We start from the raw sequence: 14,262 nt of genomic DNA, 5'->3' as shown, positions 1-14,262 counted from the left end.
AAAATGAAGCTGATCACGGCAATCGTCAAACCGTTCACCCTGGAGGACGTCAAGACGGGGCTGGAGCAGGCCGGCGTACTCGGAATGACCGTCAGTGAAGTTCAGGGTTACGGTCGTCAGAAGGGCCACACCGAGGTCTACCGTGGTGCGGAGTACTCGGTCGACTTCGTCCCGAAGGTCCGTGTCGAGGTAGTAGTCGACGACGCCGCTGTGGAGAAGGTCGTCGAGGTCATCGTCGAGGCTGCACGCACCGGCAAGATCGGTGACGGCAAGGTCTGGGTTTCCCCGGTCGACTCGGTCATCCGAGTCCGCACCGGAGAACGTGGCGCCGATGCACTCTGACCCCAAAGGGTCTCGGGCCGGGGGCCCCGGTTCTGGCGCGAAAGCGTCAGGATCGGGGCCTTCGGTCTCCACGGGCTCCGCATCGAAGGGCACGAGCGATGCTGCAGCGGATCTCGCTCGAGCCAGAAAACAACTACTCGACGGAGGAACACGCAACCGTCGTCTCGATGCACCCTCCCTCAGACAGGCTCTGGTCGATCTTCACGAATTCTGGTTGACCACCAAAGGTGCAGAGCTCGGGATCAAGCCCGACTCCGGGTTCGCGATCGTCGCAGTAGGCGGACTGGCACGCCGTGAATTGCTGCCGTACTCCGATCTGGACCTGATTCTTCTGCACGACGATCTGGAACCTCGCATCGTCTCCGACGTTGCCGACAAGCTCTGGTACCCGCTGTGGGACGCGCACATCAAGCTCGATCACAGCGTGCGAACGGTGCCGCAGGCCTTGCAGGTCGCCGCAGCCGACATGACGGCATCGCTCGGAATGCTCGAAGCGCGTCACATCGCCGGTGACGTGGAATTGAGCAACCTCCTCATCGGCGGCGTGCGACGTCAGTGGCGCAACGGCATTCGCGGACGATTCGACGAGCTGATCGAGCAGACCCGCGGGCGGTGGGCGCGTAGCGGTGAGATCGCGCACCGTGCCGAACCCGATCTCAAGAGCGGCCGCGGCGGACTGCGCGACGTGCAGTTGCTCGACGCACTGTCCATTGCCCAACTGACCGACGGAATGCCCGGTCTCGGGCCCGAATCACCCGGTGGCGGTCTGGCATTCGCTCACGGGCGATTGCTCGATGTGCGCACCGAGCTGCATCGCGTCGCCGGTCGAGCACGGGATCAACTGCGCGCACAGGACGCCGACGAGATCGGTGCCGCGCTGCGCATCGGTGACCGCTTCGATCTTGCTCGCGTACTGAGCGATTCGGCCCGCACCATCAGCTATTCGGTCGACGTCGGATTGCGAACCGCAGGCAATTCGCTTCCGAGGCGGGGTCTTTCGCGATTGCGTCGAGTCCCGGTCAGGCGGCCGCTGGACGAGGGTGTCGTCGAGCACGGCGGCGAAGTCGTTCTCGCCCGCGACGCTCGACCGAACAAGGACCCAGGTCTGATCATGCGCGTCGCTGCGGCGTCGGCCCAGACCGGAATGCCGATGTCTGCGTCGACCCTCAATCGGCTCTCCGACAGCGCTCCCGAACTTCGGGAACCGTGGCCCAAAGAAGCCCTCAACGATCTGCTCGTATTGCTCGGATCGGGTCGCAAGGCCATCGCAGCGATCGAAGCACTGGATCGAACCGGTTTGTGGGGCAGGCTGATTCCGGAATGGGGTGCGGTTCGAGATCTGCCGCCGCGAGATGCGGTGCACACCTGGACGGTCGATCGGCATCTGGTCGAAACTGCAGCTTACGCAAGCGCATTGACCACCCGTGTCGCCCGACCGGACCTGTTGGTGCTCGGTGCGTTGATTCACGACATCGGCAAGGGACGCGGTGGCGACCACAGCGTCGTCGGTGCCGATCTGGCAATCCAGATCGGTAACAGGCTCGGGCTGTGGCCCTCCGATGTGGCGCTGCTGACAGCGATGGTGAGATACCACCTACTGCTGCCGGAGACCGCAACCCGGCGCGACCTCGACGATCCCGCAACCGTGCAAACCGTCGTCGACGCGCTCGGTGCCGACACCATCCTGCTCGAGCTGCTTCATGCTCTGGCCGAGGCGGATTCGCTCGCCACTGGACCCGGGGTGTGGGGCGACTGGAAGGCCTCGCTCATTCGCGAGCTCGTGCGTCGCTGCCGATTGGTGATGGCGGGGGAGTCCCTGCCCTCCCCGGATCCGCTCGACCCGGCGCACATCGAACTCGCGTCGCGAGGAGGTGTTCACGTCGACATCGCGCCGACCGAGGGTTTGCACACCTTCGTCGTCACGGTCATCGCGCCCGACACCCCAGGACTGCTCTCCGATGCCGCGGGAGTCCTGGCTCTGCATTCGTTACGCGTGCTCTCGGCCTCTCTCGGCAGTCACGAGGGGTCGGCGATCAACTCGTTCGATGTTGCGCCGCTCTTCGGAGCGCCGCCACAGGCAGGCCTGCTTCGGCAGGAGATCATTCGCGCTCAGGCCGGTGAACTGGACCTTGTTGCCGTGCTCGATGCCAAGGAACGCGACGCCCGCGCCGAAGCTGTCGAGGACGACGGCGAGGAATCCGCAGTGCCTGTTCTCTACGCCCAGGCTCCGCCTCGCGTGCTGTGGTTCGACGACAACGAACCCGGTCAGGTGGTACTCGAACTGCGAGCCGAGGATCGGCTCGGTCTGCTCTGCAGGCTGGCCAGTGCGATCGAACAGCAGGGGTCGGACATCCGTTGGGCCCGCGTCTCGACGCTGGGCAGCTCGGTGGTCGACTCGTTCTGCATCGATCTGGCGGGAGCAGACAGCAGGGCGGTTCGCGAGGACCTCGAGCGCGCCATCCTCGCGGTCGTCCCGGCACCGGAACCGCCGAAACCCCCGGAAAAGCCGGAGGGCACCTGACCGCTGGTCGGAAGCACGTCGGGTATCGACATGTCGTGGTGACATTTCACGAACTATCGGCCGATGGGTTTACCCTCGATACCGATTTGTTATGTTCGTCACCTGGCGCAGCGGGCCCCTCGGGTCGGACTGCCGGCTCCGCTGCTCGAGCGTCTCGGCGTTCGTGCAGGCACCAATTCTTATATTTCGAGAGGCACGAACTGTGGGATCACACCGACGGTCGAACATCTACGTACCGGCCGACACGTCATCGGCTGCATCGGGCGGCAAACATCGCGCCGCAGAGGACGTTCAGGAGACCGGTCGGCGTGCGGCCACCATCGTGGCCGCCACCGGTGCCATCGTCGTCGGTGCCACGACGATGGGAGCAGGTACCGCAGGCGCGGCACCGGTGCCGGAGCCGCCCACGGCCGGATTCCCTTTCGCGATCCCGGAGGGTCTGCTGCCGGCAGGATTCGAGCTCCCCCAGTTCACGCCACCGCAGTTCGAGCTACCGACGTTCGCGCCGCCTGTCGGTGCGCCGCCGCAGGCCGCACCGGACCTGGCTCCGGCCCCGCCGAGTGATCTGTCCGGAGTCCCGTCGGATGCCGTCACGCAGGTACCGACTCCGGAGCCGCTGGCCGCCCTCGGCCCCGAGGTGGGAGCTGCAGCCCAGCAGTGGCTCGACGACGTCGGCCTCGGTGGATCGGGTACAGGAGTGGCATCGCCTCTGGAGAGTCTGCGCTCGCTGAAGAAGGCGACAGTGCAGCCCGTGGCAGGGGTGCTGACGTCCAACTTCGGATCGAGATGGGGCACTCAGCACAGCGGACTCGACATCGCGGCACCCATCGGGACGCCCATCTACGCCGCCGCCGACGGCACGGTGTCCGATGCCGGACCTGCAGCCGGGTTCGGTCTCTGGGTCAAGGTAGTGCACGACGACGGGACCGAGACGGTCTACGGGCACGTCAACGACTTCTCCGTCCGAGTCGGCCAGCGCGTGGCGGCCGGTGAACAGATCGCGACCGTGGGCAACCGTGGCCAGTCGACAGGTCCGCATCTGCACTTCGAGGTACACGATTCGGCCGGCGTCAAGGTCGATCCCGCGCAGTGGCTCGCGACGCGTGGCGTGGCAGTGACGTGGACCGATCCCGCAATCAGCGCCTGACCGGGCATCATCGCCGTGTTCGACACGACTGTCGAACTCCCCAACGCCGACGCGGCGCGCTGACGCTAGTCTGGTGACCGTGCCGGATTCGGCTCGTTTTCGGTGATCGGCTAGCTCAGGAGTGCAATCGGTGTTCGAATCCCTTTCCGACAGGTTGACCGGGACTCTCAAGGACCTGCGTGGCAAAGGTCGACTGTCCGGCGCGGATATCGACGCCACCGCCCGTGAGATCCGTCTGGCCCTGCTCGAAGCGGACGTGGCACTGCCCGTCGTACGTGAATTCATCAACCGCATCAAGGTCCGGGCCAAGGGTGCCGAGGTCTCCGGCGCGCTCAACCCCGCCCAGCAGGTAGTCAAGATCGTCAACGAGGAACTGGTCGGCATCCTCGGCGGCGAGACTCGCAGGCTCGTCTTCGCCAAGAACCCTCCCACGGTGATCATGCTCGCCGGTCTGCAGGGTTCGGGTAAGACGACGCTGGCGGGCAAGCTCGCCAAATGGCTCAAGGGCCAGGGCCACACCCCCCTGCTCGTCGCGTGCGACCTCCAGCGTCCCGGTGCCGTCAGTCAGCTGCAGATCGTGGGCGAGCGCGCCGGTGCCGCGGTCTTCGCGCCGCACCCGGGCACGTCCATCGGCGGCGGCGAGAATGCACTCGGAGTCTCGGCAGCGGATCCCGTCGAGGTTGCCCGGGCCGGCATTGCCGAGGCTCGCAGCAAGCAGTACGACGTGGTCATCGTCGACACCGCAGGTCGCCTCGGCATCGACACCGAGCTGATGAGCCAGGCCGCGGGAATTCGTGACGCGGTCGAGCCGGACGAGACACTGTTCGTTCTCGACGCGATGGTGGGCCAGGACGCCGTCAGCACGGCCGAGGCGTTCCGCGACGGCGTCGGCTTCACCGGCGTTGTGCTCACCAAGCTCGACGGCGATGCTCGCGGCGGTGCCGCGCTGAGCGTCCGCGAGGTCACCGGCCAGCCGATCATGTTCGCGTCGACCGGCGAGAAGCTCGAAGATTTCGACGTCTTCCACCCCGATCGTATGGCCAGCCGCATCCTCGGCATGGGCGACGTGCTGAGCCTGATCGAGCAGGCCGAACAGCACTTCGATGCCGAGCAGGCCGAGGCGACGGCCAACAAGATCGGCTCGGGCCAGCTCACGCTCGACGATTTCCTCGAGCAGATGATGGCCGTCCGCAAGATGGGGCCGATCGGAAACCTGCTGGGCATGCTGCCCGGTGCCGGCCAGATGAAGGAACTCGCCGACGTCGACGAGAAGCAGCTCGACCGCGTTCAGGCGATCATTCGCGGCATGACGCCCCAGGAACGGACCGACCCGAAGATCATCAACGCGTCACGTCGGTTGCGTATCGCGAACGGTTCGGGCGTGAAGGTCTCCGATGTCAATCAGCTGGTCGATCGGTTCTTCGAGGCCCGCAAGATGATGTCGGCCATGGCCGGCCGAATGGGTATGCCGGGCGCACGCAAGCAGGTGCGGAACAACAAGAAGAGCAAGAAGGGCAAGAAGGGTGCCCGCGGCCCTACGCAGCCCAAGATGCGCGGCGGATTCCCCGGTATGCCGGGTGGAATGCCTGCAGGAATGCCCGATCTGTCGTCCATGCCCAAGGGTCTCGACCAGTTGCCGCCCGGGCTCGAAGGCATCGACCTCTCGCAGCTCAAACTGCCGAAGAAGTAAGCGCGCACGTGTCGGCAATGCGGGTGCGGGGCCGTGGACTGCCGGACGGGACAGAGATCGACCTCTGGATCGATGGCGAGGTTCTGTCGACCGAATCGATTGCGGACGCAGAAGTACTGCACGACGGCGGCTGGATTCTGCCTGGTCTTGTCGACGCCCACTGCCATGTCGGAATCGAATACGGCGGGGGACACACCGACCTGACCGGGTCGATCCGGCAGGCCGAGACCGAGCGAGGCGTCGGCGCACTGCTGTTGCGCGACGCCGGGTCCCCGGTCGACACCCGGGCACTGGACGAGTACGAGGACCTTCCTCGCATCATCCGAGCGGGCCGCCATATCGCGTCGCCCAAGCGATACATCCCGGGTCTGGCGATCGACATCGAGGACGAGTCGCAACTGCCCGAGGCGGTGGCTCAGCAAGCTCGATTCGGCGATGGTTGGGTCAAACTCGTCGGCGACTGGATCGATCGCTCGGTGGGTGATCTTCGTCCGCTGTGGAACGACTCCATCCTCGTCGACGCCATCGCTGCTGCCCATGCCGAGGGTGCGCGGGTGACCGCCCACGTGTTCGGCGAGGATGCCCTGCCCGGACTGATCGCGGCGGGAATCGACTGCATCGAACACGGCACCGGCCTGACCGACGAGACGGTCGAGATGATGGTCGATCACGGCACCGCCCTCGTACCGACGCTGATCAACATCGAGACGTTTCCCGGCATCGCAGATTCCGCCACCCGGTATCCCGTCTATGCACGGCACATGCGGGCGCTGCACGAGCGCGTTGCAGATACCGTCGGACGAGCTCACGATGCAGGCATTCCCATCTACGCAGGCACCGACGCAGGTGGTTCGATCGCACACGGCCGCATCGCCGACGAGGTCGCCGCACTCGCTGCCGTCGGGCTCTCGTCGACCGACGCACTCGGTGCTGCTTGCTGGGACGCCCGGTCATGGCTGGGTCGCCAGGGGCTGGAGCACGGCGCGCCCGCGGATCTCGTCGTCTACTCCGAGGATCCGCGAGGGGGACCGGATGTGCTGTCCAACCCGGATCTGGTGATTCTGCGCGGACGCGTGACCGACCGACGCGGCCGTACGGCGAGTGGATCGGCGTCCCGAGGGTGACCGATCCGAGAAGCGGTGCAGGACAGTCCGATCCGACACGTCCCAGCTGGGCTGGAATGGCACCGATGAATCACATTCAGCAGCAGGGGTCGGGACTGTCCGAAACCTACTGGCGGGCCGAGCAGGCCGCGCTCGAACGCAGAAGCGGCCAACGGTGGGGGCTCCCCGCCGCGGCGCTGGTGCTGGGGCTCAACCTAGTGGGATTCCTCGCGCTCGGTCTCGTCGTGACGTCGGACGCCTCGGCCGTCTTCGTGGTGGGCATCATGATTCCGAGCCTGCTCGCTGCGGGGCTGGCGGTGGCGATCTCGAAGTCACGGGGTAACGGCCCCGTCGTCGACTTCGGTCTCCCCAGGTCCACCCCCGAATTCGTCGGTCACGTCCGATCTGGCTTGGCGTGGGGTGGCGTTGCGGTGGTCGGTGGCCTCCTGCTGGCGCTGATTCTGTTGTCCGGTATCGAGTTGGACGATCCGACCCCGCTGGGCAACGTCACCGACACGGCCATCGGCTGGAAAATTGTTCTGGCGGTGTGGATCTGGTTAGGTGCGCCGATCTGCGAGGAAACGATGTTCCGCGGCATGCTGTGGGGAGCGCTCGAGAAGCGCACCCGCCCGATGCCGATGGCCTGGTTGGGTAATCGTTGGGTCGTACTGACGATCACCGCGGTGTTGTTTGCGGTCTGGCACCGCGAGTGGTGGCGCTTCGTGGTGCTGCTGTGGGGAGGGTTCGCGATCGGCATCGCGCGAATGCGCTCCGGTTCGATCGTCGCGTCGACCACGGCCCACTCGCTGAACAACACCCTCCCTGCCCTGGTGATCCTGCTGGCATGACGGGAGCGGTTCTGCGGGCCGATTCACCGATCTTGGTGCCCGTCTGGCACAATGAACAGCTGTTCGCCCGTCATCCGGTTACGTACCGAGCGGCGGTCACAACAACCTTCAACGCAAAACCGGGTTCGCATGCCGTGCGGACCGCTGAATTGCGCCGTGACCAACTTTCGAAAGGCTCCACCAGAACATGGCTGTCAAGATCAAGCTCATGCGTATCGGCAAGATCCGCACCCCGCACTACCGCGTCGTCATCTCCGATGCCCGCACCCGTCGTAACGGCCGTGCGATCGAGACCATCGGCACGTACGAGCCGAAGCAGGACCCCAGCATCATCGAGATCAACTCCGAGCGGGCGCAGTACTGGCTGAGCGTCGGCGCACAGCCGACCGAGCCTGTCGAGGCACTGCTCAAGATCACCGGTGACTGGCAGAAGTTCAAGGGCCTGCCCGGCGCAGAGGGAACTCTCCGCGTAGCCGAGCCCAAGCCGTCCAAGCTCGACGTGTTCAACGCCGCTCTGGCGCAGGCAGACTCCGAGCCCCAGGGTGAGGCCACCACCGCCAAGAAGAAGAAGGCTCCGAAGGCCGACGACTCCGCTGCGGAGACCACCGACGCTGCAGCAACCGAGACGGCAGACGCGCCGGCCGCCGAGGCTGCTGAGAAGTGAGTGCCGTTGTCGCCGATGCCGTCGAACATCTCGTTCGTGGCATCGTCGCCAATCCCGATGACGTTCGCGTCGAGATGATCACCGGCCGTCGTGGCCGCACCGTGGAAGTCCACGTGCACCCCGACGATCTGGGCAAGGTCATCGGCCGTGGCGGTCGCACCGCTACGGCGCTGCGCACACTCGTCTCGGGAATCGGTGGTCGCGGCATCCGCGTCGACGTGGTCGACACGGACCAGTAGGTCACGCACACATCATGGAGCTGGTCATCGGTCGTGTTGCGAAGTCGCACGGCATCAAAGGCGAAGTCGTCGTCGAGGTTCGCACCGACAACCCCGACGACCGCTTCGCCGAGGGAACCGTTCTCTCGGGCCGCAAGCCCCGATCGAACGTTGCACCGGCCTCGTACACAGTGGATGCCGTCCGGGAACACTCCGGGCGGCTTCTGCTGCGTCTGAACGGTATCGACGACAAGACGGCCGCCGACCAACTCCGCGGCATTCTGTTCGTCGTCGAATCCACGGACCTCCCGCCGTCCGACGACCCGGACGAGTACTACGACCACGAACTCGAAGGCCTCACGGTGATCCTGACCGGCGGCACCGTGGTGGGAACGGTCCGCGAGGTCCTCCACTCTGCAGCGGGGGAGCTGCTCTCCATCACGCCGAGTCCGGATTTCGGCGAGGCCACCCGCGCCGAAATCCTCGTGCCGTTCGTCGCGGCCATCGTGACCTCGGTGTCGCTGGCCGACGAGACGATCGAGATCGACCCGCCCGAGGGTCTGCTGGATCCGGAGTAGATCGTGCGCCTCGACGTCGTCACCATCTTCCCCGAATACCTCACACCACTCCGAACTGCGTTGTTGGGCAAGGCAATCGATCGCGGTCTCGTCTCGGTCGAGGTTCACGATCTACGATCGTGGACTCACGACGTGCACAAGGCCGTCGACGACTCGCCCTACGGCGGCGGGCCGGGAATGGTCATGAAGCCGACCGTCTGGGGTGACGCCCTCGACGAGGTCCTGACACAAGACTCCCTCCTCGTTGTCCCGACGCCTGCCGGCGTGCCGTTCACCCAGCGCACAGCCGAGCGGTGGTCCTCCGAAGAGCACCTCGTCTTCGCCTGCGGTCGGTACGAAGGCATCGATCAACGGGTGTTCGACGACGCCGCACGCCGCGTCCGTGTCGAGGAAGTCAGCATCGGCGACTACGTGCTCATCGGCGGCGAAGCGGCCGTCCTCGTCATGGCCGAGGCCGTGGTTCGGCTGATGCCAGGGGTGCTCGGCAATCAGCAGTCTCACCAGGAGGATTCGTTCTCCGACGGTCTGCTCGAAGGGCCGAGTTACACGCGTCCCGCACAGTGGCGCGACCTCGACGTTCCGCAGATACTGCTGTCGGGCGATCACGCGAAGATCTCTGCGTGGCGCCGCGCTCAATCGCTCGCCAGGACCGCCGAGCGTCGGCCGGACCTGCTGCAGGACTGACGAATTCAGCCGATGGCACCGTCGGGGAAGAGCATCGACACGAAGCCGGTGAGTGTCTCCCTGGCATGCAGAGCGCTGGCGTCGTCGCTGACGTCGACGACAGCGGTGTCCGGATACTGCTCCATGTCGTCTGCGTAGAAGATGTCCTCGCGAGACGACAGAGCAAGAACGTAGCGGTTGTCCACCCCGATCGTGCCGGTCGACAGATGTACCCACCTATCGGATACGCAGCACATCCAGCCCTGCTTGACAGCGTGCACGCTCTCACCGGGCAGACCGTCGACGATCCCGAAATGTTGCTTGTAGCCGTCCGCGGCAATCGGTGCCGATTGCCGCAGCATGCCGATCACGACGTCCGTCGACGCAGTCGTCAGACCGCCGCTGCCGTTGAGCAACCCCGCGTAGTAGCCGACCAGGTCGCTGGGCGTGGTTTCGGTGTTGTACCACTGGTCGTCGCCGGGCGCCGTGGTGTTGGTCAAGCCGTAACGCGCCGCGACCGTGCGCACGATCTCGGACGAGCCGTAGCGATACCAGAGCGTGTACGCGGCATTGTCGTCGGACAACTCCAACATGCTGGTCATGACGGCCAGCTCGTCGGCAGAGACCGGGCGGTTCTCCGACTGAGCTCGGAACAACACCTCGTCGGCGATGAAGAGTTTGGACACCGACGCGGTTTCGACCTGGAGGTCGGCGTTGCTGCTGTAGTACGAGCCTGTCCGGCGATCCAGCAGAGCGAAATCCACATCGGCACCACGGGCCTGGGCCGACGCGATCGCCATCGGGATACGAGACCCGAGGGCAACGCCGTCGACCTTCTTCATATCGGGAAAGGGCGATGCCGACGTCTCGGCGGTCGCCTTCGAGGCGAGGTCACCGATCTGGTCGTCCGAGGGAGCCGAGCAGCCGGCCAACAGCACGCAGGCGCAGACCGCAGCCAGGAATCGAGGGCCCCTGACCATCCGCGCATCTCTCCCACACGTTGAACCGCTGACCGACGTGTCTCACAGTAGCGGTAGGGTCCATCGCCGTGACCACTGCTCTGAAATCTGTGAACAAGCGCATAGCCGAAGAACTCGACGTTCGTGAAGAACAGGTTCGCGCCGCCGTGGAACTGCTCGACGGAGGTTCGACGGTCCCGTTCATCGCGCGCTATCGCAAGGAAGTCACCGGCACCCTCGACGACGCGCAACTGCGCCAGCTCGACGAGCGGCTGCGGTACCTCCGCGAGCTCGACGAGCGCAGAGACGCCGTCATCGAGTCCATTCGCTCGCAGGGCAAGCTCGACGACGCACTGGAGCAGTCGTTGCTGCTGGCCGACACCAAGGCGCGCGTCGAGGACATCTATCTGCCGTTCAAGCCCAAGCGCCGAACCAAGGCTCAGATCGCGCGTGAGGCAGGGCACGAGCCCGTCGCCGATGCCCTGTTCTCCGACCCCACCACCGACCCGGCCCAGTTCGATCAGGAGCAACTCGACGGGGCGCGGGCGATTCTCGTCGAGCGATTCGCCGAGGACGCGGACCTCGTAGGTGAACTGCGAGAACTGATGTGGACGTCCGGCAAGCTCGTCGCGACGGTCCGCAAGGGTAAGGAAGAGGAGGGTGCCAAGTTTTCCGACTACTTCGAGTTCTCGGAACCGTTCACGAGCCTGCCCTCGCACCGCATCCTCGCCACGCTCAGAGGCGAGAAGGAAGAGGTGCTCTCGCTCGGCTTCGAGCCCGAGCGTGACGAACCGACCCCCGGGGTGCCGAGCGTCTACGAGGGTCGGATCGCCACCAAGTTCGGAATCGCGAATCGAGGACGGCCGGCCGACAAGTGGCTCCTCGATACCGTCCGATGGGCGTGGCGCACCAAGATGCTGGTCACCGTCTCCCTCGATACCCGGATGCGCCTGCGTCAGTCCGCCGAGAAGGACGCCGTCGACGTGTTCGCGAGCAACCTCAAGGACCTGCTGCTCGCCGCTCCGGCGGGTAACCGCACCACGATGGGCCTGGACCCCGGCTTCCGTACCGGCACCAAGGTCGCCATCGTCGACGCCACCGGCAAGGTCGTCGACTACGACACCATCTACCCCCACAAGCCGCAGGGCAAGTGGGATCAGGCGGTGGCCACCCTCGCCGGTCTCGCGGCAAAGCACAAGGTCGAACTGATCGCCATCGGCAACGGCACCGCATCGCGTGAAACCGACTCGCTGGCAGCAGAATTGATCGCCAAGTTCCCTGCCGCCAACCTGACGAAGGTGGTGGTGTCCGAGGCCGGAGCGTCGGTGTACTCCGCCTCCGCGTACGCCTCGAGCGAGCTACCCGAACTCGACGTCTCGATCCGCGGTGCCGTCTCGATCGCCCGCAGGTTGCAGGATCCGCTGGCCGAACTGGTCAAGATCGATCCCAAGTCCATCGGCGTCGGGCAGTACCAGCACGATATTTCCGAAACCCTGCTGGCCCGATCCCTCGGTGCCGTCGTGGAGGACGCGGTGAACGCCGTCGGCGTCGACGTCAACACCGCGTCGGTGCCGTTGCTGTCGAGGGTCTCCGGTATCGCCGGCTCTCTTGCCGAGAGCATCGTGGCGCACCGCGACCAGAACGGTCCGTTCTCGCGACGCAGCACACTCAAGGACGTACCTCGACTGGGGCCCAAGGCATTCGAGCAGTGCGCCGGATTCCTCCGCATCTCCGGGGGCGATGATCCGCTCGACCGGTCGAGTGTGCACCCGGAGGCCTACCCCGTCGTGCGGCGCATCGTCGGCAAGGCCGGTGTCGGAGTGCGTGAGGTCATCGGCAACACGGCGCTGCTGCGCGGTCTCGATCCGGCCGAGTTCGCCGACGATCGATTCGGTCTGCCCACCGTCACGGACATCATTTCCGAACTCGAGAAGCCGGGACGCGATCCGCGTCCCGAGTTCAAGACCGCGACCTTCGCCGCCGGTATCGAGAAGGTCGCCGACCTGAAGCCGGGTATGACTCTCGAAGGCGTCGTGACCAATGTCGCGGCGTTCGGTGCCTTCGTGGACGTCGGGGTGCACCAGGACGGGCTCGTTCACGTCTCGGCGATGTCGCACAACTTCGTCAAGGACCCCCGTGAGGTCGTCAAGTCCGGCGACGTCGTGCGCGTCAAGGTCATGGAGGTCGACATCCCGCGCCAGCGCATCGGTCTGAGCCTGCGACTCGACGACGAGCCCGGTGCGCCGGGCGGCAAGGATTCCACCCGCGGGCAGCAGGGTGATCGCCCGCGAAATCAGGGCCAAGGGCGGGGCTCGGGCGGCAACCAGGGTGGTCGTGGTCAAGGTGCTCGACCGCAACGCGATCGCCGAACGGCCGGTGGCGCGACGGCGGCACCGGCAGCCGGTTCGATGGCCGACGCGCTACGAAAGGCGGGATTCGGGAAACAGTGAGAGGTTCCTTCGCCGATGCCGTCCTGAGCGATGCCGAACGCGAATAGGCTGAAGCGCAGGTCACAGCTTGTCCCGCTGATCGGCAGGAAGGACGTGAGGCACACGTGAGGTGGTTGCAGAACGGGGTCATCGATCACGGGCGCCTGCCGCTGCTGTGCTTCCTGCTCGGACTGTTGGCGGGCTTCGTTTTGATCCGGCTCAGCGTCAGGATGATTCGCGCAGACGTGAAGTGGTGGCCGGGAAACATCACTCCCGGCGGTCAACACATCCACCATGTCGTGTTCGGAATCGTGTTGATGCTGCTGGCCGGGATCGGCTTGATCACGGTGTACGTCGATGGTTCCGAGTCCGTCGGTGCGGTGTTGGCAGCGATTTTCGGGATAGGTGCAGCGCTCGTTCTCGACGAGTTCGCGTTGATCTTCTACCTGCGTGACGTCTATTGGTCCGAACAAGGACGTACTTCGGTCGATGCAGTCTTCGCCGCGGTGGCGTTCACCGGACTGCTGCTTCTCGGCCTCCACCCGTTGGAGTTGTTGAGCCCGGCGAGTTTCCGGGCCGATCCCGACCCGTGGGTCCGCGGCACACTGGCTGTGTTGGCACTGGCAAACCTTGCGCTCGGTGTCGTGGTCCTGCTCAAGGGAAAGATCTGGACCGGCCTGCTGGGGCTGTTCGTCCTCCCGATCCTCGTGCTGGCAGCAGTGCGGCTGAGCAGGCCGAGTGCGCCGTGGGCGAGGTGGCGCTACACCACCAGGCCGAAGAAGATGGAACGCGCTCTGCGCCGAGAGAAGCGGTGGCGACGGCCGCTCATCCGGGCCAAGATCTACGTGCAGGACGCGATCGCCGGCAAGCCGAGCATCGTCCACGCACGCGAGGCCACCGAGCAGGAATTGGCGCGGACGGTGCTACCTGCGCCGATGGCGGGCGGCACGGGCACAAGCTCAGCAGAGGCGATTTCGTCGAACGCCTGACGGTCTGGCACAATGGTCGGGTTGCCTCTGGCAGGCACAGACCTCACTCGGAGTACGAACCAGTCGAGCCGCTGTATCGGCGAGCCGCTCGGTTCCTCTGCTCATGCGCAG

At 65.6% G+C, this 14,262-nt stretch carries 13 protein-coding genes; 12 read left to right on the top strand and 1 reads right to left on the bottom strand.

From position 1 onward, the window contains the following. Positions 1-3 precede the first annotated feature (3 nt). The 10 genes from MTX35_RS02265 to trmD all read left to right on the top strand — a co-directional run bounded on the left by MTX35_RS02265 (position 4) and on the right by trmD (position 9,795). Positions 4-342 (top strand): P-II family nitrogen regulator, encoded by a 339-nt coding sequence (locus MTX35_RS02265; RefSeq protein ID WP_019664269.1) that lies wholly within the window; start codon positions 4-6, stop codon positions 340-342. After that, positions 332-2,863, top strand: a complete 2,532-nt coding sequence (locus MTX35_RS02260) for a [protein-PII] uridylyltransferase (protein WP_243593384.1) — start codon at positions 332-334, stop codon at positions 2,861-2,863. Before MTX35_RS02265 ends, MTX35_RS02260 begins: the two co-directional genes overlap by 11 nt. 202 nt (positions 2,864-3,065) lie before the next feature. Next, on the top strand, positions 3,066-4,010 hold the full coding sequence (locus tag MTX35_RS02255; protein WP_243593383.1) for a M23 family metallopeptidase: 945 nt from the start codon (positions 3,066-3,068) through the stop codon (positions 4,008-4,010). A gap of 130 nt (positions 4,011-4,140) precedes the next feature. Beyond that, positions 4,141-5,700, top strand: a complete 1,560-nt coding sequence (ffh, locus tag MTX35_RS02250; RefSeq protein ID WP_243593382.1) for a signal recognition particle protein — start codon at positions 4,141-4,143, stop codon at positions 5,698-5,700. A gap of 17 nt (positions 5,701-5,717) precedes the next feature. Then, complete coding sequence (locus MTX35_RS02245; protein ID WP_243593625.1) at positions 5,718-6,824, top strand: amidohydrolase family protein; 1,107 nt, start codon at positions 5,718-5,720, stop codon at positions 6,822-6,824. A gap of 65 nt (positions 6,825-6,889) precedes the next feature. Continuing rightward, complete coding sequence (locus tag MTX35_RS02240; RefSeq protein WP_243593381.1) at positions 6,890-7,651, top strand: CPBP family intramembrane glutamic endopeptidase; 762 nt, start codon at positions 6,890-6,892, stop codon at positions 7,649-7,651. Between the two features lie 187 nt (positions 7,652-7,838). Further along, positions 7,839-8,315 (top strand): 30S ribosomal protein S16, encoded by a 477-nt coding sequence (gene rpsP / locus MTX35_RS02235; protein ID WP_243593380.1) that lies wholly within the window; start codon positions 7,839-7,841, stop codon positions 8,313-8,315. Beyond that, positions 8,312-8,554 (top strand): RNA-binding protein, encoded by a 243-nt coding sequence (locus MTX35_RS02230; RefSeq protein ID WP_027496687.1) that lies wholly within the window; start codon positions 8,312-8,314, stop codon positions 8,552-8,554. Before rpsP ends, MTX35_RS02230 begins: the two co-directional genes overlap by 4 nt. A gap of 14 nt (positions 8,555-8,568) precedes the next feature. Further along, on the top strand, positions 8,569-9,111 hold the full coding sequence (gene rimM / locus MTX35_RS02225; protein WP_243593379.1) for a ribosome maturation factor RimM: 543 nt from the start codon (positions 8,569-8,571) through the stop codon (positions 9,109-9,111). 3 nt (positions 9,112-9,114) lie between these two features. Beyond that, positions 9,115-9,795 (top strand): tRNA (guanosine(37)-N1)-methyltransferase TrmD, encoded by a 681-nt coding sequence (trmD, locus tag MTX35_RS02220; RefSeq protein ID WP_243593378.1) that lies wholly within the window; start codon positions 9,115-9,117, stop codon positions 9,793-9,795. Positions 9,796-9,800: 5 nt separating this feature from the next. On the opposite strand, the gene MTX35_RS02215 is transcribed toward trmD, so the two are convergent. Further along, positions 9,801-10,754 (bottom strand): serine hydrolase, encoded by a 954-nt coding sequence (locus MTX35_RS02215; RefSeq protein WP_243593377.1) that lies wholly within the window; start codon positions 10,752-10,754, stop codon positions 9,801-9,803. A gap of 68 nt (positions 10,755-10,822) precedes the next feature. Between MTX35_RS02215 and MTX35_RS02210 the strand changes: the two genes are divergently transcribed. Further along, a complete protein-coding gene (locus MTX35_RS02210) occupies positions 10,823-13,183 on the top strand; it encodes a Tex family protein (protein WP_243593376.1) in 2,361 nt (786 codons plus the stop codon). 113 nt (positions 13,184-13,296) lie between these two features. Continuing rightward, positions 13,297-14,151 (top strand): hypothetical protein, encoded by an 855-nt coding sequence (locus MTX35_RS02205; RefSeq protein WP_243593624.1) that lies wholly within the window; start codon positions 13,297-13,299, stop codon positions 14,149-14,151. Positions 14,152-14,262: the final 111 nt, after the last annotated feature.

Origin of the sequence: Rhodococcus sp. ARC_M12 (assembly GCF_022810385.1) — a bacterium.
Taxonomy (GTDB): Bacteria; Actinomycetota; Actinomycetes; order Mycobacteriales; family Mycobacteriaceae; genus Rhodococcoides; species Rhodococcoides navarretei.
The sequence above is the reverse complement of the archived record's forward strand: the minus strand, read 5'-3'. Positions and strand labels throughout refer to the sequence as shown.